Raw genomic sequence first — 26,040 nt, 5'->3', positions numbered from 1 at the left:
GCTGATCTGACGCCGCGGCCCTGAGAAGGGCCGCGGCGTTTTCATTTGTGGGCATGTCTGTGCTGGCCAATATCCACCGGCAATCCACCGTTGCCGCCGCTACCGTATTCGCGGGTAAACCCGCTCCTACACTGGTTGGGTGTGGGCACACAACGGCGGTTGGGCGCAGGCCGTTGTAGGCGCGGGTTTACCCGCGAATGGGCCGGCACACGAAACCCCATTGCTAGACCTTGGCGCATTTCCCCGCTGCCTACGGCACAACCCTTGCTGTAAGAAGTTTCTGTAGATGCCATCAAAATAGTGGCGCCAGAAAACACGAGGGTTACACCGTGTCTGCCATCCTCTCACTGTTACGAAGCCGCCTCTTGCGGCCTGTGTTTGTTGCCCTTGGTATCGCTCTTTTGGTGCAGGTGCTGGTTGCCGTTGCGCTCACCCGAAGCACAGTCACCGCCCTGGAGGCTGACCTTGGCGAGCGACTGGGTAATGACAGTCGCCAACTCGCAAGCGATCTGGAGCAAGCCGGGCAAGATGTGCGCTCTGGGCTCGACGGCCTGTCGAGCAGTACCCGCCAGCGCCTGAGCGCAGGGTTGTCGGAGCGCCTGCAAAGCGAACAGCAGCAACTGCGCAGCACCCTAGAGAAGAACCTCAAGGACTCCGCCAACGACATGGCCGAACTGCTGGCTTCGGTTGCCCCGCGGGCGATCTGGGACAACGATGTGCCAGTGCTCTCCGACTTTGCCCGGCGTGCCCAGCGCAACCCCAACGTGCTGTTCGTGGTTTACGACGATGCACAGGGCCAGCACCTGACCCGTTACCTGAACCGGCAAAACCCGATCAACCAGGCTTTGATGGACAAGGGCCAGGGCGAGCGTGCGCTGGACAAGGTGATCAATGCCGCCCGACAAGACCCGGCGGTGTACTTTGTCGAAGCTTCGATCAACCCCAATGGCGCAGAAATCGGCAAGGTGGTGATGGGGGTTTCCACGGCGGGCATCGACCAGGAGCTCAAGGCCTTGGACCAGCGCTTCGCGGCGCTGATTGCCAGCGGTGAGCAACTGGTTGGCGACAGCCTGGTGGGTGCCGCAGCCGACAGCGGCAAAACCCTGCGTGAGCGCCTGGAGAAGGCGCAGGGCAGTGCTGCCGCCATGCAGGCCAATACCGCGCAAACTGTGCGCGATGCCGCTGCAGAGCTGCGCTGGCGTATCGGTCTGGGCCTGGTGCTGGTCGGCCTTGGGGTGCTGCTGGTGGTGGCCCTGGTGCTTGGTCGACGGGTACTGAGCAAGCTGCGCCTGTTGATTACCGCCCTCGATGACCTGGCAGCCGGCGAAGGTGACTTGACCAAGCGCGTGCCGCTCGACAGCCGAGATGAAATCGGCGACATGGCCTCAGCAGTGAACCGCTTTGTCGACAAGTTACAGCCGATTGTGCGCGAGGCGGGTGAAGTGGCGCAGCGCACCGGTGTCGAGATTGGCGCGATGGCCCAGCGTAATGCCGGTGCCGATGCTGCCGCCGCGTTGCAGCGCGACGAAGTAGCGGCGAGCCTGCGCGACCTGTCGAGCATGGCCGACGAAGCCCAGGCCGAAAGCCATGCGATGCAGGCGGCGTTGCAGCAGGTGGTGGATATCCGCCAGGCCACGGATGAAAACAGCCGCACTTCGACCCAACTGGCGGGTTTGATCGAGAACCTGGCCGGGCAGGTGGATGCCGGCTCTCAGGTGATCGAGCGCTTGGCCAAGCAGAGCGAGCAGATCGAAGTGGTGCTGACGGTGATTCACGGGATTGCCGAACAGACCAACCTGCTGGCCCTGAACGCTGCCATTGAGGCAGCCCGTGCGGGTGAAACCGGGCGTGGTTTTGCCGTGGTGGCCGATGAGGTACGGGCACTGGCGAGCAAGACGCAAAGCTCGACGGGCGATATCCAGGCGCACATCGCAGCATTGCAGAAGGGCGCCAAGGAAGCTGTGGCCACCATCAGCCAGGCTGGGCTCAAGGCTAGCGAAGGCTTGCTGGTGCTGCGTGACAACGAGCGTCGGCAGCAGTCAGTGCAGGCGGCGGTGGAGCAGGTGCATGCGGCCATTGGCTTGGCCACCCGTGCGGCCGAGCAGCAGGCGAATGGCGCGCAGGCAGTGCGTGGGCGAGTGGAGACTATCCATGCTCAGGCTGAGCGTTCGGCTGAGGTGGTGATGCAGACTACGGCCAGCAGCAAGGTGCTGGACGAGTTGGCGGCGCAGCTGCGGGCCAGCCTGGGCCAGTTCCGGGCCTGAATCCTGCGCGGTCCTTTGTGGGAGCGGCCTTGTGTCGCGAAAGGGCTGCATAGCAGCCCCAAGTTTGTTGCATAAACGCGGAAATTGCCGGGGCCGCTATGCGGCCCTTTCGCGACACAAGGCCGCTCCCACGCCTGAGCGGCGTTGCTATGCTGTCGGCGACACATGACAAAAGGAGTTGCTCATGTCCGCCCAACTAATCGCTGCCCAGGCCGACCTGAATTTCCTGCACAGTGACAGCGTACAGCTCACTGACCCGATGACCGCCCTGCAAGCCTACTGCGCCATGACCTCGGACGTCCCCGGCTGGTTGGCCCGGGCTTTCCGCATTCGCGACTTTATCTCACGCCGTTTCAATGTCGCCGATATCCACGGCTTCACTCGCGGCGATCCAACGCATGTGCCAGCCGTCGGTGAGCGCCTGGACTTCTTCACTGTCGAGGCCATCAGCGACCAGCAATTGGTCCTGACCTCGCGTGATACGCATCTGGCTGTAATGGTGAGTGTGGATCTAGATGATCAGGGGGAGGGGTGTCAGCGCTTGGGCGTGACCACCTCGGTGCAGTGCTTCAACACCTTCGGCCGGCTTTACATGTTGCCGGTCGGCAAGGCCCACGGGCCAATTGTGCGGCGCATGCTGCGTAACATCTGATGGCCTGATCACCGGCGAGCCCCCACAGGTAAAGCGCAGGCCCTGAGACCGGTGCTGTACCTGAGGGCAAACCCGCGAAGAAGTTCATGCCTTGTTCAGATACATCCGCGTAGTCAGCAAGTAAACCGGCAACCCCGACACCACGATCAGCAACGCAGCATAAGGCGCCGCTGCCGCGAACTCGACGTTGGCTGTGTGTGCCCACACCTCGGTGGCCAAGGTGGTCATGCCGGTCGGGCTGAGCAGCAGGGTAGCCGTCAGCTCTTTCATGGCATCCAGGAACACCAGCGCAAAGGCTGCCGCCATGGCCGGGAAGATGATCGGCAAGGTCACCCGGCAGAACGCGGCAAAGCTGCTCGCGCCAAGCGTGCGCGCGGCTTCTTCCAGCGTCGGCGAAGCCTTGTTCAGCGCGGTGCGCACCGGTGATTGCGCCAACGGCAGGAACAGCAGCGCATAGGCCAACAGCAGCAAGGCCGTGGTCTGGTACAGCGCCGGCACGTAGTGCAGGGCGAAGAACACCAACGTCAGGGCAATCACCAGGCCGGGCAGGGCGTGCAGCAGATAGGGTAGACGCTCGGCCCAAATCGCCAGGCGGCCTTTGTAGCGCACCACCAGGAAGCTGATAGGCAGAGCCAGCAGCACACAGAAGCCGGCACCGCCCAGCGACACCGACAGCGACGTGAACAACGCCTTCGAGATGGCCGCCACCGGGAATGCCGCCGACGAACCCACGCTCAGCCAGTAACCGAGCATCGCCAGCGGAATGCCGCTGCCCAGCACCGCCAGGCCCACGCAGAACAGCTGCGCCAGCACCGCCCAGCCGCGCAGCCGCACCGGTTGCGCACGGCGTGCTACGCCCTGGCCGATGCGTACATGGCGGGCTTTACCGCGCACCCGCAGTTCCAGCCACAGCATTGCCAGGCACATCGCCAGCAGCACGGCAGACAGCATGGCCGCGTTGGCGTTGCTGAACTCCAGTTCGAACTGCTGGTAGATCGCCGTGGTAAAGGTTTGCAGGCCGAGGATCGACAATGCGCCAAACTCCACCAGCATATGCAGGGCAATCAGTAGCGCACCGCCGAGCATCGACGGCCACAGCAGCGGCAGGGTGACTTTGCTGAACACCCCCCAGCGGCTGCAACCCAGGGTGCGTGCCGACTCCTCCAGCGACGTGTCGAGGTTGCGCAGGGTCGCGGCAACGGGCAGGAACACCAGTGGGTATTTGGACAGGGCCATGACCATGATCGCGCCGCCCAGGCCTTCAAAGTCCGAACTTAGCGACACCCAGGTGAAGCTGCTGACGAACGACGGCACGGCGAATGGCAGGCACAGCACCACGCCCCACAACCGGCGGCCGGCCAGGTTGCTGCGCTCCAGCAGCCAGGCCAGTGCCAGGCCGACCACCATGCAGGTCAGCGTCACCCCGACCATCAGCATCAGGGTGTTGCGCATCAGCCCCCAGACAAAGGGCCGCCACAGCAGGTGCAAAGCTTCGCGCCAGCCGGCCTCCCAGGCTTTGATGGCGACATAAGCCAGTGGCAGCAAGCTCATTGCCACAAGGAACAGCACAGGCAGCACTACCCAGATGGAAGGGCGCTTGCGGCGCGGTACGAAGCGTACCGGCACCGGTTCGGACAGGGCGGCAGTCATCAGAGCAGGCCGACCTCACGCTCAAGTTCGATGGCTTCCTCGGCATTGCCCAGGTCAGCTGGCGAGATCTTCGGCGGGCGCAGTTCGTCGAACGGCTTCAGGCCCCGGTCAGAAACCATACCCTTGTGCAGCGGGTACTCGGCGGTGGTCTGGGTGATCACGCGCTGGCCTTCTTCGCTGGCCATCCAGTTGAGCAGGGCCTGGGCTTCCTTCGGGTGTTTGCTGGCCTTGACCACGCCTGCGCCGGAGATAGTGACCAGGTTGCCAGCATCGCCGTCGGCCAGGTAATAGAGCTTGGTGTCCAGCTTGCCGCGTTCGCGTTCAAGCGCGTACCAGTAGTAGTTGTTCACCAGTACCGCAGCCACTTCACCTTTTTCCACGGCTTTCAGGGCGACCATGTTGTTGGTGTAGGTCTTGCCGAAGGCTTTCAGGCCGGTCAACCATTCTTCGGTGGCTTCACGCCCGTGCATCTTCAGGATGGCCACGGCCTGCTCCTGGAACGCACCGCTGGTAGGGACGTAGCCGACGCGGCCTTCCCACTCAGGGTTGGCGAAGTCCATCACCGTGGTTGGCAGGTCTTTCTCGTCGACTTTCTTGGGGTTGTACACCACGATGCGCGTACGGGCGGTGATACCCATCCAGGTGCCGTTGGCGCCAACGTACTCCTTGGGCATCATGTTCAACGTGGCGTCGTCAATCTTGGCCAGCAGGCCCAGCTCGCCCAGGTTGTTCAGGGGCGGGGACTCTTCGGTATAGATGATGTCGGCTGGCGAACGGTCGCCTTCCTCGATGATCTGGCTGGCCAGCTGGTTGCTGCTGCCTTTGCGGATGTCGATGTGAATGCCGGTCTTGGCCTCATAGGCCTTGGCAATGGCTTCGCCGATTTCCTTGTGCTGACCGTTGTACATGGTCAGCGTGACCGGTGCGTCTGCCATGGCGGCCGGAGCGCCGATGACCAGGCTCAGCACTGCGGCGGCCAGGGTACGCATCAGCGGTTGCGGGCGGATCGTCATGCGGGTACTTCCTCGCTTACGGCTACATATTTGGAAACAATGGTAAACGAAATTGTTTCTCAAGTGGCCGGGTGACGAGAAATTCATGGTCAGACCATGGTGCAAGGGGGGGGGGGGCGCTGGGCGTGTGTTGCCTGTACGGGCCTCTTCGCGGGTGAACCCGCTCCTACGACGTGCGGGTATCGGGGGAGGGGGCACAAAAATCGCAGGCAAGAAAAAACCCACTAGCAAGCTAGTGGGTTTTTGTATGGTGCCCAGGAGAAGACTCGAACTTCCACGACCTTGCGGTCACTGATACCTGAAACCAGCGCGTCTACCAATTCCGCCACCTGGGCAAAGCTTTACATCATCTGCAGAAGGCGACTATCGTTCGCTTTCACACAGTAGTAACAGATCCTTGGTCATCTGCTACTTGAAAATACTTGGTGCCCAGGAGAAGACTCGAACTTCCACGACCTTGCGGTCACTGATACCTGAAACCAGCGCGTCTACCAATTCCGCCACCTGGGCACACATTCGAGGTTACTTGATGCTTTACAGCGTCGTTCATCTCTACTACAACTTCGGGGTTGTCCGTCGTTGTGGTGCGCACTATACGGACGCTCCCCAAGGCTGTAAAGCCCCCAATCGAAAAAAAATTCAAAAAATTCAACTTGTTGATTCCACAAGCCTATTTCTGCTGTTTATGCACTGCAGCGGGGGCTGTCCAAGGCAGACATTTCCGGTTTCAATACGCCTATGCCAGAATTCATATCTATATACCCCAAGGTGAACCCCTTCTGATGGCCGATTGGCAATCCCTCGATCCCGAGGCCGCTCGCGAAGCGGAAAAATACGACAACCCCATTCCCAGCCGTGAGCTGATCCTGCAGCGTCTCGCCGACCGAGGCGAACCTGCTGCCCGCGAGGAGCTGGCAAAAGAGTTCGGTCTGTATGAAGAAGACCAGATCGAAGCCCTGCGCCGCCGCCTGCGTGCCATGGAGCGCGATGGCCAGCTTATCTATACCCGGCGCGGCACTTATGCCCCGGTAGACAAGCTGGACCTGATCTGCGGTCGCGTCTCCGGCCACCGCGACGGCTTCGGCTTCCTTATTCCCGATGACGGCAGCGAAGACCTGTTCCTCAGCCCGTCGCAGATGCGACTGGTGTTCGACGGCGACCGTGGCCTGGCCCGCGTCTCCGGTGTCGACCGCCGTGGCCGCCGTGAAGGCGTGCTGGTCGAAGTCATCTCCCGTGCCCACGAAAGCGTGGTCGGCCGCTATTTCGAAGAAGGCGGCATCGGTTACGTAACCCCGGACAACCCGAAGATCCAGCAGGAAGTGCTGGTGACCGCCGGGCGTAACGGCGGTGCCAAGATCGGCCAGTTCGTCGAGATCAAGATCACCCACTGGCCAACGCCGCGCTTCCAGCCGCAAGGCGATGTGGTCGAGGTCATCGGCAACTACATGGCGCCGGGCATGGAAATCGACGTTGCCCTGCGCAGCTACGACATTCCGCACGTCTGGCCCAATGATGTGGTCAAGGAGGCACGCAAGTTCCGCTCCGAAGTCGAGGAGAAGGACAAAGAGAAGCGTGTCGACCTGCGCCATCTGCCGTTCGTCACCATCGACGGTGAAGACGCCCGCGACTTCGACGATGCCGTTTATTGCGAACCGCTGGGCAAGCTGCGTCTGTTCTCCGGTGGCTGGCGCCTGTACGTGGCCATCGCTGACGTGTCCAGCTACGTGCGTCTGGGCTCTGCCCTGGATGTCGAAGCCCAGCAGCGCGGTAACTCGGTTTACTTCCCCGAGCGCGTGGTGCCGATGCTCCCCGAAGAGCTGTCCAACGGCCTGTGCTCGCTGAACCCGCATGTCGACCGGTTGGCCATGGTCTGTGAAATGACCATGAACAAAGCCGGCCAGATGGTCGACTACCAGTTCTACGAAGGCGTGATCCACTCCCATGCCCGCCTGACCTACAACAAGGTCAGCAGCATGCTCGAGCACTCGCGTACCCGTGAGGGCAAGGCGCTGCGCGAGGAATACAAGGAAGTCGTGCCCGACCTGAAGAACCTGTACAACCTGTACAAGGTGCTGGTGGAGGCGCGTCACACACGTGGCGCCATCGACTTCGAAACCCAGGAAACCCGCATCATCTTCGGCGACGAGCGCAAGATCGCCGAAATCCGCCCGACCGTGCGCAACGATGCTCACAAGCTGATCGAGGAATGCATGCTGGCGGCCAACGTGGCCACGGCCGAGTTCCTGCAGAAGCACGGCGTGCCGGCCCTGTATCGCGTGCACGATGGCCCGCCGCCGGAGCGCCTGGAAAAACTGCGCGCCTTCCTCGGCGAGCTGGGCCTGAGCCTGCACAAGGGCAAGGACCCGTCGCCGAAGGATTACCAGGCCCTGCTGGCGAGCATCGCCGGTCGCCCGGACTTCCACCTGATCCAGACGGTGATGCTGCGCTCGCTGAGCCAGGCCGTGTACAGCACCGAGAACAACGGCCACTTCGGCCTGAACTACGAGGCGTACACCCACTTCACCTCGCCGATCCGTCGTTACCCGGACCTGCTGGTGCATCGCGCCATCCGCAGCATCATCCGCTCCAAGGTCGATACCCCGCACGTCAAGCGTGCCGGCGCCATGAGCATCCCCAAGGCGCGTATCTACCCGTACGACGAAAACACCCTGGAGCAACTCGGCGAGCAGTGCTCGATGACCGAGCGCCGGGCCGACGAGGCCACCCGTGACGTGGTCAACTGGCTCAAGTGCGAGTTCATGAAAGATCGCGTGGGCGAGACCTTCCCGGGTGTGATCACGGCGGTGACCGGTTTCGGCCTGTTCGTCGAGCTGACCGATATCTATGTAGAGGGCCTGGTGCACGTCAGTGCGTTGCCAGGTGACTACTACCACTTCGACCCGGTACACCATCGCCTGGCTGGCGAGCGCACCGGTCGCAGCTTCCGCTTGGGCGACACCATCGAAGTCAAGGTCATGCGTGTTGATCTGGATGAGCGCAAGATCGACTTCGAAGTGTCGGAAAAGACCCTCGCCGCACCGATCGGCCGCAAGCAGCGTGGCGCCGCGCCAGTTGCCGAAAAAGCCGAGCAGCAGCCAGCAACCGAAGCGAAAGCCACGCCCAAGCCGCGCAGCCGCAAAAGCGAAGCGTCCGAAGCGTACTTCCCCAAGGATGCTGTGCAGCGAAACGCTGAAGTGCGTAAAAGCCGCGAGATGAAAAAAGCGCTGATGACCGACGCGCGCAGCAGTGCTGGCAGCAAATCGGAGAAAGGTGGCAAGCCGTCCGGCAAACCGACCAAGCACCGTAAAGGCCCGCCGAAGTCCGGCGCACCACGCAAAAACAAGAGCAATTCATGAGTCAGCTGGAAAAGATCTACGGCGTACACGCCGTGCAGGCATTGCTGCAGCACCATCCAAAGCGGGTCAAGCAGATCTGGCTGTCGGAAGGGCGCAGTGAGCCACGCCTCGAAACCTTGCTGGCGCTGGCCGCGGAAAACCGCGTGCCGGTCGGCCAGGCCGAGCGCCGTGAGATGGATGCCTGGGTCGAAGGCGTGCACCAAGGCGTTGTAGCCGAGGTCAGTCCGAGCCAGGTGTGGGGCGAGCTGATGCTCGAAGAGCTGCTTGAGCGCACAGAAACGCCGCCGCTGATCCTGGTGCTGGACGGCGTGACCGACCCGCACAACCTCGGCGCTTGTCTGCGTACCGCGGATGCGGCCGGTGCCACGGCAGTGATCGTGCCCAAGGACAAGTCCGCAACGTTGACGCCGGTTGTGCGAAAGGTGGCTTGTGGTGCAGCAGAAGTCATTCCGCTGGTGGCTGTGACCAACCTGGCGCGTACGCTTGAGAAGTTGCAGCAGCGTGGCCTGTGGGTAGTGGGTACCGCTGGCGAGGCCGAGCAGGAGATCTACCAGCAAGACCTGACCGGGCCACTGGTGATGATCATGGGGGCGGAAGGCAAGGGCATGCGTCGGCTCACCCGTGAGCATTGCGACTTCCTGGTGAAGTTGCCGATGGCAGGTAGCGTCAGCAGCCTTAACGTGTCGGTGGCGACCGGGGTTTGCCTGTTCGAAGCCGTGCGTCAGCGTCAGGCCAAGCGCTGATTCTCAGGCCTGTTCCGGCCTCTTCGCGGGTGAACCCGCTCCTACAGGGTGATTGCGTTCCCCTGTAGGAGCGGGTTCACCCGCGAAGAGGCCCGCAGCCTGTAAATATGTTTCAGGCTGTTCAAATATTCACCAATCACCTTGCTTGTGCGCCCCGGCTTCTCTACAATTGCGCCCCTTGCCGAGCTGGCAGGCGCTCATGTGCCTCCCCTCCGTGCAAGACATACAGTGTCATTCACTCCTTGTCTGACCAGATTCACTGGCAGACTACTAACCCGTAAGGAGCATTCATGCGTCATTACGAAATCATCTTCCTGGTTCACCCGGACCAGAGCGAACAAGTCGGCGGCATGGTTGAGCGTTACACCAAGCTGATCGAAGAAGATGGTGGCAAAATCCACCGCCTGGAAGACTGGGGCCGTCGTCAACTGGCCTACGCAATCAACAATGTTCACAAGGCTCACTACGTGATGCTGAACGTTGAATGTACCGGCAAGGCCCTGGCCGAGCTGGAAGACAACTTCCGCTACAACGATGCCGTTATCCGTAACCTGGTCATCCGTCGCGACGAAGCCGTTACCGGCCAGTCCGAGATGCTGAAGGCTGAAGAGAACCGCAGCGAGCGCCGTGAGCGTCGCGAGCGTCCTGAGCATGCTGACTCCGCCGAAGGCGACGACAGCAATGACAGCGACTCCAGCGATAACGCTGACGAGTAATCCACGGACCTTTAGAGGAGCCTATTAAATGGCACGTTTCTTCCGTCGTCGTAAATTCTGCCGCTTCACTGCTGAAGACGTGAAAGAGATCGACTTCAAAGATCTCAACACCCTGAAAGCTTACGTATCCGAAACCGGCAAGATCGTTCCAAGCCGTATCACCGGTACCAAAGCTCGTTATCAGCGTCAGCTGGCTACCGCTATCAAGCGCGCCCGCTTCCTGGCCCTGCTGCCCTACACCGACAGCCACGGCCGCTGAGACCGGGTCGTCGACAAGCAGTAAGGGATTAGCATGCGAGCGTTAGCAAGTTTCATCATGCGCGGTCGTGTGCAGGCCACCCTGGTGGTGGTCATCAGCGCGGTACTGCCGCTGCTGTTCTGGTTGAGTGCCGCTGCCGGCAGCCTTGTGCTGCTGCGGCGTGGGTTCAAGGATGCTACATCGGTCATCGCCGGCGGCTTGCTGGCCGGGCTGGCCGTATGGGTCATGGGCGATCCCATCACCTTTCTGGTGATTGCGGGTGCCTTGGCCCTGGCCGCCATGTTGCGTGCCGAGCATCCCTGGAGCCGGGTGTTGCTCGCCAGTGCCGTGTTCGCCGTGGCTTTCAGCCTCGTGCTTGATCTGGCGCTGGCGCAAACCTTCGATGTGCTGGCCAAGGCGTTTGCCGAAGCCATGCCGCAAATCGAAGGGCAACCGGTGCTCTCCGGTGAGCTGATCCGCCCTGTGCTGGTCGCTTCCACAGCAGTGACGGTGCAATTGTTCAGTGTGCTGGCGTTGATGCTGGCGCGCTATTGGCAGGCAGCGTTGTACAACCCTGGAGGCTTCGGTCGCGAGTTTCGCGAACTGAAGTTGCCGAAACAGACCATGGCGGTCTTGGTGGCAGTGATGGTGGTGGCGCCGTTTATCGGCCCGCAGTTCATCATCCTGGCATCGGCTTCCAGCCTGGTACTGGTGCTGGCCGGCATCGCCTTGATGCACGGGCTGGTGGCACAGGGCCGACTGGCCGGTTTCTGGCTGGTGGGGATGTACGTGACGCTACCGCTGATCATGCAGCTGATTTATCCGTTGCTGATGGTTTTGGCCATTGTCGACAGCCTGATTGATTTTCGCGGTCGCAAGTCCCCTCCGGGGAAAGACTCCGCGAACGGTGAAGGTTAAAAGTTAAGAGGTTTTACCAAATGGAACTGATCCTGCTGGAAAAAGTCGCTAACCTGGGCAACCTGGGCGACAAAGTAAAAGTTAAGGCTGGTTACGGCCGTAACTTCCTGCTGCCATTCGGCAAGGCCACCGTTGCCAACGCCGCCAACCTGGCTGCGTTCGAAGAGCGTCGTGCCGAGCTGGAAAAAGCAGCCGCTGACAAGAAAGCTTCGGCTGAAAGCCGCGCTGCCCAACTGGCCGAGCTGGAAGTGACCATCACTGCCACCGCTGGCGACGAAGGCAAGCTGTTCGGTTCGATCGGCACCCACGACATCGCTGACGCCCTGACCGCCTCCGGCGTTGAAGTGGCCAAGGCTGAAGTTCGTCTGCCGAACGGCACCATCCGTCAGGTTGGCGAATACGACGTAGCCGTGCACCTGCACAGCGACGTTGAAGCCACCGTACGCGTGGTCGTCGTAGCTGCCTAAGCTGCGCTAACTGGCTGGCTCCTTGCGAGTCAGGCGGTTAACATCGGGCACGGTCCTGTTTTCGACAGGCCGTGCCCTTTGTCTTTTTCATCCTCCAGAATTCTTTCGTGGCCATGAACGAGATCACCACCTCCGAACAGCTTGACCTGCAAACCGCAGCCCTGAAGGTACCGCCGCATTCCATCGAGGCCGAACAGGCCGTGCTCGGTGGCCTGATGCTGGACAACAATGCCTGGGAGCGGGTGCTGGACCAGGTGTCGGACGGCGATTTCTACCGGCATGACCACCGGCTGATCTTCCGCGCTGTGCACAAGTTGGCCGACGCCAACCAGCCATTCGATGTGGTGACCCTGCACGAGCAGTTGGACAAGGAAGGCCTGTCCTCGCAGATCGGCGGTTTGGCTTACCTGGCCGAGCTGGCCAAGAACACCCCTTCGGTGGCCAACATCAAGGCCTACGCCGCGATCATTCGCGAGCGGGCCACGTTGCGCCAGCTGATCAGCATCAGTACCGACATCGCCGACAACGCGTTCAACCCCCAGGGGCGCAACGCTGCCGAGATTCTCGACGATGCCGAACGGCAGATCTTCCAGATCGCCGAGGCACGGCCTAAAACCGGCGGCCCGGTAGGCGTCAACGAGCTGTTGACCATGGCCATCGACCGCATCGATACGCTGTTCAACTCCGACAGTGACATCACCGGTATCTCCACCGGTTACACCGACCTGGACGAGAAGACCAGCGGCCTGCAGGCAGCCGACCTGATCATCGTCGCCGGCCGTCCGTCGATGGGTAAGACCACCTTCGCCATGAACCTGGTAGAAAACGCCGTACTGCGGACCGACAAGGCGGTGCTGGTGTTCTCCCTCGAGATGCCAGGTGAGTCGCTGATCATGCGTATGCTCTCGTCTCTGGGGCGTATCGACCAGACCAAGGTCCGTTCCGGCCAGCTGGATGACGACGACTGGCCGCGCCTGACCTCGGCAGTGAACCTGCTCAACGACCGAAAATTGTTCATCGACGATACGGCGGGTATCAGCCCCTCGGAAATGCGCGCACGTACCCGCCGCCTGGCCCGTGAGCATGGTGAAATCGCCATGATCATGGTCGACTACCTGCAGCTGATGCAGATTCCGGGGTCGGCCGGTGACAACCGTACCAACGAAATTTCCGAGATTTCCCGCTCGCTCAAGGCCCTGGCCAAAGAATTCAACTGCCCGGTCATTGCCCTTTCGCAGCTGAACCGCTCGCTGGAACAGCGCCCGAACAAACGCCCGGTGAACTCCGACTTGCGTGAATCCGGTGCAATCGAGCAGGACGCCGACGTGATCATGTTCGTGTACCGCGACGAGGTGTACCACCCCGAGACCGAGCACAAGGGCGTGGCGGAAATCATCATCGGCAAACAGCGTAACGGCCCCATCGGCTTCGTGCGTTTGGCGTTTATCGGCAAGTACACCCGGTTCGAGAACTTGGCGCCGGGGATGTACAACTTTGATGATGATGAATAACCCATTGAGCTAGCAAGGCCGCTCCTACAAGGTTTGCGGTGCGCCTGCTAGCTCTGAAATCTGAGCGATGTTCGTTTGCCCTTGGCTGATGATCCGCCCCTCGCTCAGGGTGATCACCCGGTCAAACCGCAACAGTGCGCTCTGATCATGCGTCACGCAAATCAGCCCTCGCCCTTTAAATGCTTCGAACAACAGGTCCCAGGTTCGCTCTGCCGACGCGGCATCGAGCCCGGCTGTGGGTTCGTCAAAGAAATTGAATTCCCCAGGCTGATTAAGAAGGCGTAGCAGCGTCAGCCTGCGTGCTTCGCCGCCCGATATCGATTCTGCGCGTGCATCCAGATCAAGTTCGTACCAGTCTTTGCTCAGTCCCAACCGTTCAAGCCATCGTTCGATTTGAGCGCGATCATGAGCTTGCTCGAACAGCACTGCGCGGGGCAGGGGGCCGGGTATGAAATGCGCATCCTGAGGGCAGAGTCGTAATCGACTGAATTGTTCACTAGCGTCGAGCGACGCCAGGCACCTGCCGTGCAGGTGCACATCCTTGCGCAACGGGAATATCGTTCCCGCCAGCGTATGCAGAAGTGTCGATTTACCACATCCGCTGGGCCCGATCAGTGCGACCCGTTCTCCTTTGTGCAGTACCAAGGGTTCTTCGATGTGAAGTTGTACAGTATCTCGAGCGCTCAACTGACACGGGGCGATGCTTAGGCCAGCGTCCTGGTCTTGGGACTTCGCCTCAGTAGTGCATGCTGGGCCGAACGAGGGGAGCTGGAGCCAGTGTTCGAGTTTGCGTTTGTCTAGCCGAAACTGGTCTAGCAATCGCCAGGCCTCAGCAAGTTGCGCAACCCCTGCCAGCAATCCGCTCACCAAGGTGAAGAGAGCAACCAGCTCGCCCAGGCTCAATTGCGGTGTTGCCAGAGCCTGATCATGGATACCCCACATGAGCAAACCGCTACTGCCCAGGCCTATGAACAGGGTACGCAGGCTCTGAATCCAACCCCCACTGTGAGCTACCTGCACTGCTGAGTCGGCATAGTGCGAAAGTGTCTGGTTGACCGGGAGCATTGCGGCATCCTCGGCCTTTTCCAGTTTGACCGTTGCCGCGCTGGCGAAGGTATCGACCCATTGTTCCGCCAGTTCATCCTCGCGCGCGTTCACTGCCTCGATATGTGGCCGGCGCCAGCGCACCAGGCGATCGTTGGCCCACAGGTAGGCCAGGCTCAAAGGGATGAGGCCGATCAATACCGAAGTAGCCCCCAGGTAAGCGAAGAGCGTTATCAGCACTGCAGCTTCGGCTAGCACCGGCCATGCCGAGCCAATCAAAAAGCCTAACCACCGCTCCTGTGCAGTAATGCCCCTATCCAGTACTTTTACCAGTGTTCCGCCATGGAGTTGTCCATAGGCCTCGAAGCGCTTGTCCAGCAATTCGCGGCACCAGCGGATGGAAAGTTGCTTCACGCGTTCCTGGCAAAGCCGCGCCAGGCACCAGGCTTGTAGAGGGGTCATTGAGGCTTGTAATGCGACGAGGCATATGAAAGCTCCGAGCAGAAGCTGGGAAGACGCGGCTGAGGTGGCCAGGTTGTCAATGATGTCGGCCAAGACTAGAGCAGGTACGACGGTCGTGATTTTCAGGAGCAGTGTCGCGCCGAGGGCGGCGAGAATTCCTCTATAGATTTGCATGTCATTGCCTTATGCCTTTGAGTGCACGCTGTGGCGCGACTGGAATACCTGATCTGATCAGGTGGAAGCGTTCAAGTCCGGGTATGAACACCTGAACAACCGTAGCGAGATTCGGGTGCTCATAAAGTGTGCGATAGAATGCGACCTTATTATGTTTTTCCAGGTTGATCAGTGTTCGCTTGACTTGCCCGCGCACGCTGAGATCGGTATGCGGAGGGTGAAAGGCGGGTACAGCATATGTGGGGCATGGGTGTATAAGTGCTGAAAGGCGGGTTGAATGAGTAAGCATTTTTTCAGCAGAGAGATCTTCTTGTTTTTCTGTGGCCCCAGAAAGCTGCTCGCACTGAACCTGCTCCGTTACGGCGCGGTACATTGCAATGGAGGGGTTGATGGAGCTGCCGGAGCCAATGCTGCTGAGTGCACCTTCTTTTTTACTACGAGAAACAGCAATGCAAAATGAAACTTCGTAAAAGTCGTGCGTCAAGTATATTTCTAGTTTTTTGGCCCGACGGAGAAGCTCGGTATCATGGGCAAATGTTTCTTCCAGAAAAGAACTCGAAGGTTGGTAAAGTTTGGGTGGGGAAGTCAGGCCGCAAAGTGATAGGTAGTACATAGAAAGTGCGTGACGTTCGATAGCTTCATTGATGGCGTGGAGCAGAGCCTCGTTCTCCGTGCAGCCAAGTGCTGTACCAGAGTTGGTCGAGTATTTGGAAAGAAAGCCCGCTGCAGTTTTTTCGATTTCATCAATGTTTCTGGAGGAAGGTGCTATCAATATCGCGGGAATGGCTATTTCGTCGTAGCTGTTCAATGCCTGAAGACTGAAATAAGGTATTCGGCAATCCGGGGGAATGGATTTTAGGAGCCAATCGTCAAATGGGGCTATCGATTGCAAAATTTGGTCGCTTTCGATGAGTGGTGGAGTGCTCTTGTCGACGAAGTAGTGCTCTAGGCTCTCAGCAAGGGCTCCTAGTTCGCAATGTTCCCCTTTTCCTGCCCCGCAAGAAACTTCTTTGTAGGCGCTGTCGTATAAGTGGCATGTGGCGACCAGGATACTCTTTTTTGATAGTGCTGTTTTCGATTGAAGCCCTAAGTGATGATGCAGCCTTGTCAGCCGGTTGTAGGCCTCTTCTATGTTCAGCTCGCGTTCGGTAATCATGTTCTGCTCCTTGGTAGAGCCAGAAGGGGCTAAGCCCCTTCTGGTTTGTCACTTACAGAAGATTGAGAAATTCAACCTCGGACTCGGTGAATGTGTAGCTCATCACGCGTGGGATCTGCAGAGTGTGGATTTCAGAACGACGACGTCCCATGGCTAGTGCTCCTATAGAGTTGGTTTGAGTGCGCCTTTCAGCGCGTCATTGTTGTAGCACTTGTTTTTTTGGGGGTTCAAGAACTTCTCGGGATTTGTTGAGGAAAGTTAATGTAGGATTTTTTACTAAGACTAGAAGGTCGATTCCTACAATTCTTAAGAGATAAAGAAAAAAGCACCAATAATTAGCTGGTTAGCACTTTCTCAGGGTGGGGTAGGCTAAACATTCAGTAAAAATCTGAAGGAATTGCGATCGCTCAGCAGGGGGCGCGATCGCCATTGGTGTAAGCAGGCTCAGGTATTCCTGTGAGTAATCGCCTTGCCCCGATCCACCCCACGATCCCCTTTTCTTGAAGACAACCCGATGCAGGGGCAGGGGCCTGCTGTAAAGATTCGTTGATGTGTTGCCTGGGCTGGCCCTTTCGCGGGTGAACCCGCTCCTACAGGTTCACCATAGGCTTCAAGAGTTGCACCGTACCTGTGGGAGCGGGTTTACCCCACCCGTTGTTCCGCATCGAGCCCGGGATCCAGTGTAGAGACGCCCGCGAGCAGTCTTCGGAGTTGATGGGCTATGTGCGCGAACTGACCATCACTGGGTTGATGGATGAGAAGCCGATGATGATCTGGGCTGCCCATTACCTGAGTGCGATGGCCAAGGCGCTGCAAGGATTCTGTCGAACACCTGGCAACCCCACTACACCCCTCAAGCCAACCACCTGCCACGTCCATCCCCCAACCGTCGCCCCGCCCACCAATCCCCACGAATCCAGTCGGATTTGGTCAAAATTTGTGCTATATTCCGCGCCCGCGATTTCCCTGCACACCAGAACCGGTCACTGACATGCAAGCAGCCAAACCACTCTACGACTATCCCAAGTACTGGGCCGAATGCTTCGGGCCAGCACCTTTCCTGCCAATGAGCAGGGAGGAGATGGATCTGCTCGGCTGGGATTCCTGCGACATCATCATCGTGACCGGTGATGCCTACGTCGACCATCCGTCGTTCGGCATGGCCATCATTGGCCGTCTGCTGGAGGCCCAGGGCTTCCGCGTGGGCATCATCGCCCAGCCGAACTGGCAGTCAAAAGACGACTTCATGAAGCTCGGCGAACCGAACCTGTTCTTCGGCGTGGCCGCCGGTAACATGGACTCGATGATCAACCGCTACACCGCGGACAAGAAGATCCGTTCCGACGATGCCTACACCCCGGGTGGTCTGGCCGGCAGCCGTCCGGACCGTGCCAGCCTGGTGTACAGCCAGCGCTGCAAGGAGGCCTACAAGCATGTGCCGATCGTGCTCGGCGGCATCGAGGCTTCGCTGCGCCGCATCGCCCACTACGACTACTGGCAGGACAAGGTTCGTCACTCGATCCTGATCGACGCCAGCGCCGACATCCTGCTGTTCGGCAACGCCGAGCGTGCGGTGGTCGAGGTGGCCCAGCGCCTGTCCAACGGTGAGAAGATCGAGACCATCACCGACGTACGCGGCACCGCCTTCGTGCGCCGCGATACCCCGCAGGGCTGGTACGAGATCGACTCCACCCGTATCGACCGCCCAGGGCGCGTCGACAAGATCATCAACCCGTACGTGAACACCCAGGACACCCAGGCCTGCGCCATCGAACAGGCCAAGGGCGACCAGGAAGACCCGAACGAAGCCAAGGTGGTGCAGATTCTCGACAGCCCGGCCGTGACCCGGGAAAAGTCGGTGATCCGCCTGCCATCGTTCGAAAAGGTGCGTAACGACCCGGTGCTCTATGCCCATGCCAACCGCGTGCTGCACCTGGAGACCAACCCAGGCAACGCTCGCGCGCTGGTGCAGAAGCACGGCGAAGTGGATGTGTGGTTCAACCCGCCACCCATCCCCATGAGCACCGAGGAAATGGACTACGTGTTCGGCATGCCTTACGCCCGTGTGCCGCATCCGGCCTATGGCAAGGAGCGCATCCCGGCCTACGAGATGATCCGTTTCTCGGTGAACATCATGCGTGGTTGCTTCGGTGGCTGTACCTTCTGCTCGATCACCGAACACGAAGGCCGCATCATCCAGAACCGCTCGCACGAGTCGATCCTGCACGAAATCGAAGAGATGCGTGACAAGGTGCCGGGCTTCACTGGCGTGGTCTCGGACCTTGGCGGGCCGACTGCCAACATGTACCGCATCGCCTGCAAAAGCCCCGAGATCGAGAAGCACTGCCGCAAGCCGTCGTGCGTGTTCCCGGGTATCTGCGAAAACCTCAATACCGACCACAGCTCGCTGATCGAGCTGTACCGCAAGGCCCGTGCCTTGCCGGGTGTGAAAAAGATCCTGATTGCTTCCGGCCTGCGCTACGACCTGGCGGTAGAATCGCCGGAGTACGTCAAGGAACTGGTCACCCACCACGTTGGCGGCTACCTGAAGATTGCCCCGGAGCACACCGAGCGTGGCCCGCTGGACAAGATGATGAAGCCGGGTATCGGCACCTATGACCGCTTCAAGCGCATGTTCGAGAAATTCTCGAAAGAAGCGGGCAAGGAGCAGTACCTGATCCCGTACTTCATTGCCGCGCACCCCGGTACCACCGACGAAGACATGATGAACCTGGCCCTGTGGCTGAAGGGCAATGGCTTCCGTGCCGACCAGGTACAGGCGTTCTACCCGTCGCCAATGGCCTCGGCTACGGCCATGTACCACTCAGGCAAGAACCCGCTGCGCAAGGTGACCTACAAGAGCGAAGGGGTGGAGATCGTCAAGAGCGACGAGCAACGCCGTCTGCACAAGGCGTTCTTGCGCTACCACGACCCGAAGGGCTGGCCGATGCTGCGTGAAGCGCTGCAGCGTATGGGTCGCGCCGACCTGATCGGGCCGGGCAAGCACCAGCTGATTCCGGCGCACCAGCCGCAGACCGACAGCTACCAGAGTGCGCGCCGCAAGAACTCGACCCCGGCCGGGAGCCACAAGGTGGGCAAGGACCAGAAGATCCTGACCCAGCACACCGGCCTGCCGCCGCGTGGCAGCGATGGCAGCAAGCCGTGGGACAAGCGCGAGAAGGCCAAGGCCGAAGCGTTTGCGCGCAACCAGCAGGCGGCCAAGGAGCGCAAAGAGGCGAGCAAGGGCGGCAAGGGCAACAAGAAGCCGCGTCAGCCTGTCATTCCGCGTTAACTGATCGACTATTGGGGCTGCTTTGCAGCCCATCGCGACACAAGGCCGCTCCCATATTGATCGGCTGTACGCAGTGCTTTTGTGGGAGCGGCCTTGTGTCGCGAAAGGACCGCGAAGCGGTCCCAAAAGTCTCAGCTTCAATCAGGCTGCTTGTCGACCCACTTAGGCGCGACCGGCGCCACAAAGCTGTCCATCCCGTCCAGCAGCTCGTCCGGCTGCTGCCCCAGCAGTAACATCGCCCGGTGTTGCGGGCGCACGAAGCCTTCTTCGACGATATGGTCGAGGAACCCGCCCAGCTTGTCGTAGAAACCGTTCACATCCAGTAGCCCGAGTGGCTTGGCGTGATAGCCCAGTTGCCCCCAGGTCCACACTTCGAACAGTTCCTCCAGCGTACCCAGCCCTCCCGGCAAGGCAATGAAGGCATCGCTCAGCTCGGCCATGCGGGCCTTGCGCGCATGCATGCCATCCACCACTTCCAGGCGGGTCAGGCCTTTGTGGCCGACTTCAGCGTCCAGCAGGCTCTGCGGAATGATCCCGACCACTTCGCCGCCGGCCGCCATGGCCGCGTCGGCCACCACGCCCATCAAGCCGACCGCGCCACCGCCATACACCAGGGTCAATCCACGGCGGGCAATGGCCTGGCCTAGCGCGACGGCTGCTTCACGGTAGGCAGGGTTGGCGCCCATGCTGGCGCCGCAGAACACACAAACGGAACGTACGGGCATTGCTCATCTCCTGTCACTCAGGCGCACAGGGTACGGCGCATGCCCGTCGCTTCCAAGGCCGGGTTCATTCTGGTCGGGAGAATTCGCAGATGGCTCCTGTGGCGCCGTGGGCGTAGGCAGCGAGCAGGCTATTGAGGAAGTTGGAGATGGGCATTTGGTATTGCTCCTAAATGAGAGGTTGTCCCATCGTCTAATAAAAGGGCATGATGTGCCCTTAGATTGGTTGTATACAATCCATTGAACAATTCTACTGGCTGATCGCTTGACACCCCCCTTGACCCATATCAGCAAGGGGCTGAACGGTTTCAGGCAGTCTCGCAATTGATAAAACCCTGCCAAGGAGATTCATGATGTTTGCGAAAGCTGTAGCGGTATCCCTGCTGACCCTCGCCAGCGCTTCTGTCTTCGCCGCCGAGTGCTCGGTCACTGTCGACTCGACTGACCAGATGTCCTACACCAGCAAGGAATTCACTGTCGACAAGAGCTGCAAGGAATTCACCGTCAAACTGACCCACTCTGGCAACCTGCCGAAGAACGTCATGGGCCACAACCTGGTGATCAGCAAGACTGCCGACATGCAGGCCATTGCCACCGAAGGCATGAGCCAGGGTCTGGATAAGGACTACCTGAAGGCTGACAACGCCGCGATCATCGCCCACACCAAGATGATCGGCGCGCCTGAGAAAGAAACCGAAGTGAAGTTCGACACTTCCAAGCTGGAAGCCGGTGGTGACTACAGCTTCTTCTGCACCTTCCCGGGCCACATCTCGATGATGAAAGGCAAGGTCATCGTCAAGTAATCAAAGGCTGACGGCGAACCCTGTAGGAGCGGGTTCACCCGCGAATGCGTCAGTGGGTTCACCCTCGTAATCGCGGGTGAACCCGCTCCTGCAGGCCACTTATCAAGGAGCGAACGGCAGTTCGCGCTTGTGCTGGGTCTTGCGGTAGGTGGCGACGATGATGTCGAACGCTGCCTGGTCAACCGGCTGCCCATGCAGGAAGGCATCGATCTGCGCGTAGGTCACGCCATGTGACGCCTCGTCCGGCTTGCCCGGCTCCAGGTCTTCCAGGTCGGCCGTTGGCACCTTTTCCACCAGTGACTCCGGCGCACCGAAGCTGCGCGCAATCGCCCGCACCTGATTCTTCACCAGCCCACTCAACGGCGCCAGGTCGCAGGCACCATCACCAAACTTGGTAAAGAAGCCCATCACCGCCTCGGCGGCGTGGTCGGTTCCGATCACCAGACCTGCGCGGGCGCCAGCGATGGTGTACTGGGCGACCATTCGGGTACGTGCCTTGACGTTGCCAACCACGAAGTCCACCAACGTCGGCGAGCCATTCTTCAACGCCGCCACTTCAGCTGCCAATGCACGCACTGCCGGGGCGATATCCACCGTGTGAACTTCATCTGCCTTGATCACATCCAGGCATGCCTGGGCGTCATGCTCGTCATGCTGTACCTGGTACGGCAGGCGCACGGCAATGAAGGTGTAGGCCTTGTCGCCGGTCTCGGCGCGCAGCTCGTTGATGGCGCGCTGGGCGAGCAGGGCGGCAGTCAGTGAGTCGACGCCACCGCTGATGCCCAGCACCAAGGTCTTGAGTCGAGCATTGGCCAGACAGTCCTTGATGAACGCCACCCGTCGGGCGACTTCGGCCTCGAGCGCTGCCGCGTCGGCGAACGGCGGCTGTACCTTCAGCGCCTGGGCAATCTCTTGCTGAACCGCTTGCATGGGTTACTCCTTGCTGGGGACTTTGAATACGTGACGCATGTAGGCGACGAAGTTCTCGTCGCGGCACTGGGTCTTGGCGGCTTCGTCAGAGATCTTGGCCACCGGCGCGCCGTTGCAGTCGGTCATTTTAAGCACGATGCTCATGGGTGCCACACCAGGGATGTCGCAGGTCAGGTTGGTGCCGATGCCAAAGCTGACGTTGATGCGGCCGCGCAGGGCGCGGAAAATTTCCAGCGAGCGGGTCAGGTTGAGGCCGTCGGAAAACACCAGGGTCTTGGTCATCGGGTCGATACCCAGTTTCTGGTAATGGGCAATGGCCTTTTCCGCCCAGGCTACCGGCTCGCCCGAATCATGGCGCAGGCCGTCGAACAGCTTGGCGAAGTACAGGTCGAAATCGCCGAGGAAGGCATCCATGGTGATGCAGTCGGTCAGGGCGATGCCGAGCAAGCCGCGGTACTCGCGTACCCAGCAGTCCAGCGCGGCGATCTGGCTGTCGATCAGCCGGGGGCCGAGCTGCTGGTGGGCCATGATCCATTCGTGGGCCATGGTGCCCAGCGGTTTGATATCCAGTTTCCATGCCAGGTCGACGTTGCTGGTGCCGACAAAACGGCCGGGGAAGTCGTCGCGCAGCACCCTTACCACTTCCTCCTGCACGCGGCTGGAAAAGCGCCGGCGGGTGCCGAAGTCGGCCACCTGCAGTTCGGCCAGCTCGTCGTCGCTGGCATGTGCACGCAGCCAGTCAAACTTGCGGTACAACTGATCCCGCGCCTCGGCCAGGCGCATGTGCGGGTGCAGATTGCGGTTGCGTACTTCGCTGATGATGGCCAGCAGCGGCACTTCGAACAGGATCACATGCAGCCACGGACCTTTCAGGCGCAGGAACAGCTGGTCGTTTTCGATGCCGACGTGCACGTAGCGCAGGTTGAAGCGGAACAGTCGCAGAAAGCGTAAAAAGTCGGGCTTGAGGAAGCTGATGCGTTCGAGGAAGGCCAGCTGGCCATCGTCCAGGGTGAGGTCGCCAAGCCGTTCGAGCTCATTACGAATTTCGCCGAGGTAGGGGCGCAGATCCTCACCGTTGCGGCAGCGGAATTCCCATTCGACGTCGGCGTCCGGGTAGTTGTGCAGCACTCCCTGCATCATGGTGAGTTTGTAGAAGTCGGTGTCGAGCAAGTTGTGCACGATGCGCTCGGCGAATGCGCTTTCGCTCATCAAGGGGGCTCCGGAAGCGGCGATTGGCGGCCATTGTGCCAGCCTTTTACCCCTTGTGTGGCTGTTCCGGCCTCTTCACGGGCAAGCCCGCCCCTACACGGTGCGGGGCCTTGTTCCTATTTTAGGCGCGGGCGTGCCCGCGAAGAGGCCGAAACAGCCAAAACAGAGGTGTTTTTCCGTGCACCAGCTAGCCTTGAAACGGTGCCGCCTGTAGCAGTCGCGCACCAGCGGTGTGCAGTTCGGTGACGTCCGCTGTTACAGGGCGGTTGCACGTAAACACTTGCCAGGGTTGCAATGATGGCACTCGACGGTTGCTCCTTGTCTGTACGTGTGGTGGCGCCTGCCGCGTGGCAGACGGTTGCACGCTCAATAAAGAAAAGGCCGCCCGTCGCCTACAGGCATCCTGCACAGTGTGTTTTCCCGGAAGACAAAACCGATGGCACGGCCCTTGCTCTGAGCACAGGGCTGAGTAGTTGTAGTGCCAACCAAAAAAACTCTAGGAGCACCACCTCATGTCGCAGACGTTTTACAAGAAAGGTTTCCTGGCTCTGGCCGTAGCTACGGCGCTGGGTGTTTCTTCGTATGTTCAGGCCGACGTCAAGATCGGTGTAGCGGGCCCAATGACCGGTGCCAACGCAGCGTTTGGCGAGCAGTACATGAAAGGTGCGCAGGCAGCGGCCGACAAGATCAACGCCGCCGGTGGCGTGAATGGCGAGAAAATCGTCCTGGTCAAAGGCGATGACGCCTGTGAGCCGAAGCAAGCCGTGGCCGTGGCCAACCGACTGGTCGACCAGGACAAGGTGATCGGCGTAGTGGGCCACTTCTGTTCCTCCAACACGATCCCGGCGTCCGAGGTATATGACGAGGCGGGCGTAATCGCCATCACCCCAGGCTCCACCAACCCACAGGTCACGGAGCGCGGCCTGAGCGCCATGTTCCGCATGTGCGGCCGTGACGACCAGCAGGGTATCGTCGCTGGCGACTACATCGTCGACGTGCTCAAGGGCAAGAAGGTCGCGGTGTTGCACGACAAGGACACCTACGGTCAGGGCCTGGCCGACGCGACCAAGGCGCAGCTGGAAAAACGCGGCGTGAAGCCTGTGCTGTACGAAGGCCTGACCCGTGGCGAGAAAGACTTCAGCGCTGTGGTCACCAAGATCCGCTCTACCGGTGCCGACGTGGTCTATTTCGGCGGCCTGCACCCGGAAGCCGGCCCGCTGGTACGCCAGTTGCGCGAGCAGGGCCTGAAGGACGTCAAGTTCATGTCCGATGATGGCATCGTCACCGACGAACTGGTGTCTACCGCCGGCGGCGCGCAATACGTTGACGGCGTGTACATGACCTTCGGTGCCGACCCGCGCCTGCTGCCAGACAGCAAGGCGGTGGTGGAGGAGTTCCGCAAGGCCGGCACCGAACCTGAGGGCTACACCCTGTACGCCTACGCTTCGCTGCAGGCTCTGGCTGCCGCGTTCAATGGCGCGAAGTCGAACAAGGGCGAGGACGCTGCCAAGTGGCTCAAGGCCAACCCGGTGCAGACCGTCATGGGTGAGAAGAAGTGGGACAGCAAGGGCGACCTGACCGTGTCCGACTACGTGGTCTACCAGTGGGACAAGACCGGTAAATACCACCAGCTGGAAAAACAAAAATAACAACGGCCCGCGGCCCGGGCGGTTGCTCGGGCCCAAGCCCCGCGGTACCTGTCTTTATTCGTAGATCTGCACAGTTCTGCGCTGCGAGGGCCCCGCACAGGTGGCCCGCGCCGTGGTCGGCGCTCGTGCAATCTCAATCAGGTGAGATTGCGTTATGGATGGTATTTTCCTGCAGCAACTGGTCAACGGCCTGACCCTCGGGTCGGTCTATGGCCTGATCGCCATCGGCTACACAATGGTCTATGGCATTATCGGCATGATCAACTTCGCGCACGGCGAGGTGTACATGATCTCCGCTTACCTCGCGGCGATCAGCCTGGCATTGCTGGCTTACTTCGGTGTCGAATCGTTCCCCCTGCTGATGCTGGGCACCTTGTTGTTCACCATCGTCGTCACCGGCGTTTATGGTTTCACCATCGAGCGCATCGCCTACAAACCGCTGCGTAACTCCACCCGCCTGGCACCGCTGATCAGTGCCATCGGCATTTCGCTGATCCTGCAGAACTACGCACAGATCAGCCAGGGCGCCCGCCAGCAAGGCGTGCCAACCCTGCTGGAAGGTGCTATGCGTGTCGAAGTCGGGTCCGGCTTCGTGCAACTGACTTATACCAAGATCTTCATCCTGGTGGCGGCCTTTGTCGGCATGGGCCTGCTGACCTACGTGATCAAGTACACCAAGCTCGGCCGCATGTGCCGTGCTACCCAGCAAGACCGCAAGATGGCCTCGATCCTGGGTATCAACACCGACCGGGTAATCTCCTACGTGTTCGTCATCGGTGCAGTGATGGCCGCCCTGGCCGGCGTGCTCATCACCATGAACTACGGCACCTTCGACTTCTACGCCGGCTTCATCATCGGTATCAAGGCGTTCACTGCCGCTGTGCTCGGTGGCATCGGCTCGCTGCCTGGCGCGATGCTCGGCGGGATCATCCTGGGTATTTCCGAGTCGCTGTTCTCCGGCCTGATCAACTCCGACTACAAGGACGTGTTCAGCTTCTCGCTGCTGGTGATGATCCTTATCTTCCGCCCACAAGGCCTGCTGGGTCGCCCGCTCGTGGCTAAGGTGTGAAC

Annotated in this window: 20 protein-coding genes, 2 tRNA genes and 1 pseudogene; 14 read left to right on the top strand and 9 right to left on the bottom strand. The window is 60.3% G+C overall.

Annotated elements, in window-relative coordinates:
• Nucleotides 1–329: 329 nt before the first annotated feature.
• On the top strand, nucleotides 330–2,264 hold the full coding sequence (locus LMH93_RS24505; protein WP_108191652.1) for a methyl-accepting chemotaxis protein: 1,935 nt from the start codon (nucleotides 330–332) through the stop codon (nucleotides 2,262–2,264).
• Nucleotides 2,265–2,448: 184 nt separating this feature from the next.
• Entirely contained in the window at nucleotides 2,449–2,916 is a 468-nt protein-coding gene (locus tag LMH93_RS24500; RefSeq protein WP_004577528.1) for a DUF2867 domain-containing protein, read from the top strand.
• 84 nt (nucleotides 2,917–3,000) lie between these two features.
• Here the strand turns inward: LMH93_RS24500 and LMH93_RS24495 are convergent, their stop codons facing one another.
• From LMH93_RS24495 to LMH93_RS24480, 4 genes are all read right to left on the bottom strand, one after another.
• Nucleotides 3,001–4,566, bottom strand: coding sequence for an ABC transporter permease (locus tag LMH93_RS24495; protein WP_003249548.1), 1,566 nt, complete (start codon nucleotides 4,564–4,566; stop codon nucleotides 3,001–3,003).
• Nucleotides 4,566–5,579: an extracellular solute-binding protein gene (locus tag LMH93_RS24490; RefSeq protein WP_003249550.1), complete on the bottom strand. Its 1,014-nt coding sequence runs from the start codon at nucleotides 5,577–5,579 to the stop codon at nucleotides 4,566–4,568. Before LMH93_RS24490 ends, LMH93_RS24495 begins: the two co-directional genes overlap by 1 nt.
• Nucleotides 5,580–5,827: 248 nt before the next feature.
• Nucleotides 5,828–5,914: transfer RNA gene (locus LMH93_RS24485), tRNA-Leu, on the bottom strand.
• Nucleotides 5,915–6,002: 88 nt separating this feature from the next.
• Nucleotides 6,003–6,089: transfer RNA gene (locus LMH93_RS24480), tRNA-Leu, on the bottom strand.
• A 272-nt stretch (nucleotides 6,090–6,361) separates the two neighbouring features.
• Here LMH93_RS24480 and rnr point away from each other — a divergent pair.
• The 7 genes from rnr to dnaB all read left to right on the top strand — a co-directional run bounded on the left by rnr (nucleotide 6,362) and on the right by dnaB (nucleotide 13,528).
• Entirely contained in the window at nucleotides 6,362–8,935 is a 2,574-nt protein-coding gene (gene rnr, locus LMH93_RS24475; protein WP_003249552.1) for a ribonuclease R, read from the top strand.
• Nucleotides 8,932–9,678, top strand: coding sequence for a 23S rRNA (guanosine(2251)-2'-O)-methyltransferase RlmB (gene rlmB / locus LMH93_RS24470; protein WP_003249554.1), 747 nt, complete (start codon nucleotides 8,932–8,934; stop codon nucleotides 9,676–9,678). The genes rnr and rlmB overlap by 4 nt, the downstream gene beginning before the upstream one ends.
• Nucleotides 9,679–9,968: 290 nt before the next feature.
• On the top strand, nucleotides 9,969–10,394 hold the full coding sequence (rpsF, locus tag LMH93_RS24465; RefSeq protein WP_003249557.1) for a 30S ribosomal protein S6: 426 nt from the start codon (nucleotides 9,969–9,971) through the stop codon (nucleotides 10,392–10,394).
• A gap of 28 nt (nucleotides 10,395–10,422) precedes the next feature.
• Nucleotides 10,423–10,653, top strand: coding sequence for a 30S ribosomal protein S18 (gene rpsR / locus LMH93_RS24460; RefSeq protein WP_003249563.1), 231 nt, complete (start codon nucleotides 10,423–10,425; stop codon nucleotides 10,651–10,653).
• 33 nt (nucleotides 10,654–10,686) lie between these two features.
• Nucleotides 10,687–11,550, top strand: a complete 864-nt coding sequence (locus LMH93_RS24455) for a hypothetical protein (RefSeq protein WP_012053856.1) — start codon at nucleotides 10,687–10,689, stop codon at nucleotides 11,548–11,550.
• Nucleotides 11,551–11,570: 20 nt separating this feature from the next.
• Entirely contained in the window at nucleotides 11,571–12,017 is a 447-nt protein-coding gene (gene rplI / locus LMH93_RS24450; RefSeq protein WP_003249568.1) for a 50S ribosomal protein L9, read from the top strand.
• A gap of 113 nt (nucleotides 12,018–12,130) precedes the next feature.
• Nucleotides 12,131–13,528 (top strand): replicative DNA helicase, encoded by a 1,398-nt coding sequence (gene dnaB, locus LMH93_RS24445; RefSeq protein ID WP_003249571.1) that lies wholly within the window; start codon nucleotides 12,131–12,133, stop codon nucleotides 13,526–13,528.
• 24 nt (nucleotides 13,529–13,552) lie between these two features.
• On the opposite strand, the gene LMH93_RS24440 is transcribed toward dnaB, so the two are convergent.
• Nucleotides 13,553–15,208 carry an ATP-binding cassette domain-containing protein gene (locus LMH93_RS24440; protein ID WP_230064696.1) on the bottom strand — a complete coding sequence of 552 codons (1,656 nt, stop codon included), beginning with the start codon at nucleotides 15,206–15,208 and terminating at the stop codon, nucleotides 13,553–13,555.
• Between the two features lies 1 nt (nucleotide 15,209).
• Nucleotides 15,210–16,364 (bottom strand): YcaO-like family protein, encoded by a 1,155-nt coding sequence (locus tag LMH93_RS24435; protein WP_230064695.1) that lies wholly within the window; start codon nucleotides 16,362–16,364, stop codon nucleotides 15,210–15,212.
• Nucleotides 16,365–16,994: 630 nt separating this feature from the next.
• Between LMH93_RS24435 and LMH93_RS24430 the strand changes: the two are divergent.
• Together LMH93_RS24430 and LMH93_RS24425 are read left to right on the top strand one after the other, a co-directional pair.
• A pseudogene (locus tag LMH93_RS24430) lies at nucleotides 16,995–17,177 on the top strand (DUF3077 domain-containing protein); the annotation flags it as partial.
• Nucleotides 17,178–17,355: 178 nt separating this feature from the next.
• Complete coding sequence (locus LMH93_RS24425; protein WP_003249577.1) at nucleotides 17,356–19,656, top strand: YgiQ family radical SAM protein; 2,301 nt, start codon at nucleotides 17,356–17,358, stop codon at nucleotides 19,654–19,656.
• A 137-nt stretch (nucleotides 19,657–19,793) separates the two neighbouring features.
• On the opposite strand, the gene LMH93_RS24420 is transcribed toward LMH93_RS24425, so the two are convergent.
• On the bottom strand, nucleotides 19,794–20,381 hold the full coding sequence (locus LMH93_RS24420; protein ID WP_003249578.1) for a TIGR00730 family Rossman fold protein: 588 nt from the start codon (nucleotides 20,379–20,381) through the stop codon (nucleotides 19,794–19,796).
• Nucleotides 20,382–20,731: 350 nt separating this feature from the next.
• On the opposite strand from LMH93_RS24420, the gene azu reads away from it, so the two are divergent.
• Nucleotides 20,732–21,181: an azurin gene (gene azu / locus LMH93_RS24415; RefSeq protein WP_003249580.1), complete on the top strand. Its 450-nt coding sequence runs from the start codon at nucleotides 20,732–20,734 to the stop codon at nucleotides 21,179–21,181.
• A gap of 102 nt (nucleotides 21,182–21,283) precedes the next feature.
• On the opposite strand, the gene nadE is transcribed toward azu, so the two are convergent.
• Nucleotides 21,284–22,111, bottom strand: coding sequence for an ammonia-dependent NAD(+) synthetase (gene nadE / locus LMH93_RS24410; RefSeq protein WP_003249583.1), 828 nt, complete (start codon nucleotides 22,109–22,111; stop codon nucleotides 21,284–21,286).
• Nucleotides 22,112–22,114: 3 nt separating this feature from the next.
• Nucleotides 22,115–23,320: a nicotinate phosphoribosyltransferase gene (gene pncB, locus LMH93_RS24405; RefSeq protein WP_064613810.1), complete on the bottom strand. Its 1,206-nt coding sequence runs from the start codon at nucleotides 23,318–23,320 to the stop codon at nucleotides 22,115–22,117.
• 512 nt (nucleotides 23,321–23,832) lie between these two features.
• On the opposite strand from pncB, the gene LMH93_RS24400 reads away from it, so the two are divergent.
• Together LMH93_RS24400 and LMH93_RS24395 are read left to right on the top strand one after the other, a co-directional pair.
• Nucleotides 23,833–24,969 (top strand): branched-chain amino acid ABC transporter substrate-binding protein, encoded by a 1,137-nt coding sequence (locus LMH93_RS24400; protein ID WP_003249588.1) that lies wholly within the window; start codon nucleotides 23,833–23,835, stop codon nucleotides 24,967–24,969.
• Between the two features lie 154 nt (nucleotides 24,970–25,123).
• On the top strand, nucleotides 25,124–26,038 hold the full coding sequence (locus LMH93_RS24395; protein ID WP_003249590.1) for an ABC transporter permease subunit: 915 nt from the start codon (nucleotides 25,124–25,126) through the stop codon (nucleotides 26,036–26,038).
• The last annotated feature ends 2 nt before the right edge of the window (nucleotides 26,039–26,040 follow it).

It is taken from the genome of Pseudomonas sp. CIP-10, assembly GCF_020911845.1.
In the GTDB taxonomy this organism is placed as follows: domain Bacteria; phylum Pseudomonadota; class Gammaproteobacteria; order Pseudomonadales; family Pseudomonadaceae; genus Aquipseudomonas; species Aquipseudomonas alloputida.
Note: the sequence above shows the minus strand (reverse complement) of the source record. Positions and strands in the feature narration are given on the sequence as shown.

Excerpts from the sequence above, each read along its gene's own strand:
- LMH93_RS24500 (WP_004577528.1), top strand. The coding sequence starts at position 2,449 with ATGTCCGCCCAACTAATCGCTGCCCAGGCCGACCTGAATTTCCTGCAC.
- LMH93_RS24495 (WP_003249548.1), bottom strand. The coding sequence starts at position 4,566 with ATGACTGCCGCCCTGTCCGAACCGGTGCCGGTACGCTTCGTACCGCGC.
- LMH93_RS24490 (WP_003249550.1), bottom strand. The coding sequence starts at position 5,579 with ATGACGATCCGCCCGCAACCGCTGATGCGTACCCTGGCCGCCGCAGTG.
- rnr (WP_003249552.1), top strand. The coding sequence starts at position 6,362 with ATGGCCGATTGGCAATCCCTCGATCCCGAGGCCGCTCGCGAAGCGGAA.
- rlmB (WP_003249554.1), top strand. The coding sequence starts at position 8,932 with ATGAGTCAGCTGGAAAAGATCTACGGCGTACACGCCGTGCAGGCATTG.
- rpsF (WP_003249557.1), top strand. The coding sequence starts at position 9,969 with ATGCGTCATTACGAAATCATCTTCCTGGTTCACCCGGACCAGAGCGAA.
- rpsR (WP_003249563.1), top strand. The coding sequence starts at position 10,423 with ATGGCACGTTTCTTCCGTCGTCGTAAATTCTGCCGCTTCACTGCTGAA.
- LMH93_RS24455 (WP_012053856.1), top strand. The coding sequence starts at position 10,687 with ATGCGAGCGTTAGCAAGTTTCATCATGCGCGGTCGTGTGCAGGCCACC.
- rplI (WP_003249568.1), top strand. The coding sequence starts at position 11,571 with ATGGAACTGATCCTGCTGGAAAAAGTCGCTAACCTGGGCAACCTGGGC.
- dnaB (WP_003249571.1), top strand. The coding sequence starts at position 12,131 with ATGAACGAGATCACCACCTCCGAACAGCTTGACCTGCAAACCGCAGCC.
- LMH93_RS24440 (WP_230064696.1), bottom strand. The coding sequence starts at position 15,208 with ATGCAAATCTATAGAGGAATTCTCGCCGCCCTCGGCGCGACACTGCTC.
- LMH93_RS24435 (WP_230064695.1), bottom strand. The coding sequence starts at position 16,364 with ATGATTACCGAACGCGAGCTGAACATAGAAGAGGCCTACAACCGGCTG.
- LMH93_RS24425 (WP_003249577.1), top strand. The coding sequence starts at position 17,356 with ATGCAAGCAGCCAAACCACTCTACGACTATCCCAAGTACTGGGCCGAA.
- LMH93_RS24420 (WP_003249578.1), bottom strand. The coding sequence starts at position 20,381 with ATGCCCGTACGTTCCGTTTGTGTGTTCTGCGGCGCCAGCATGGGCGCC.
- azu (WP_003249580.1), top strand. The coding sequence starts at position 20,732 with ATGTTTGCGAAAGCTGTAGCGGTATCCCTGCTGACCCTCGCCAGCGCT.
- nadE (WP_003249583.1), bottom strand. The coding sequence starts at position 22,111 with ATGCAAGCGGTTCAGCAAGAGATTGCCCAGGCGCTGAAGGTACAGCCG.
- pncB (WP_064613810.1), bottom strand. The coding sequence starts at position 23,320 with ATGAGCGAAAGCGCATTCGCCGAGCGCATCGTGCACAACTTGCTCGAC.
- LMH93_RS24400 (WP_003249588.1), top strand. The coding sequence starts at position 23,833 with ATGTCGCAGACGTTTTACAAGAAAGGTTTCCTGGCTCTGGCCGTAGCT.
- LMH93_RS24395 (WP_003249590.1), top strand. The coding sequence starts at position 25,124 with ATGGATGGTATTTTCCTGCAGCAACTGGTCAACGGCCTGACCCTCGGG.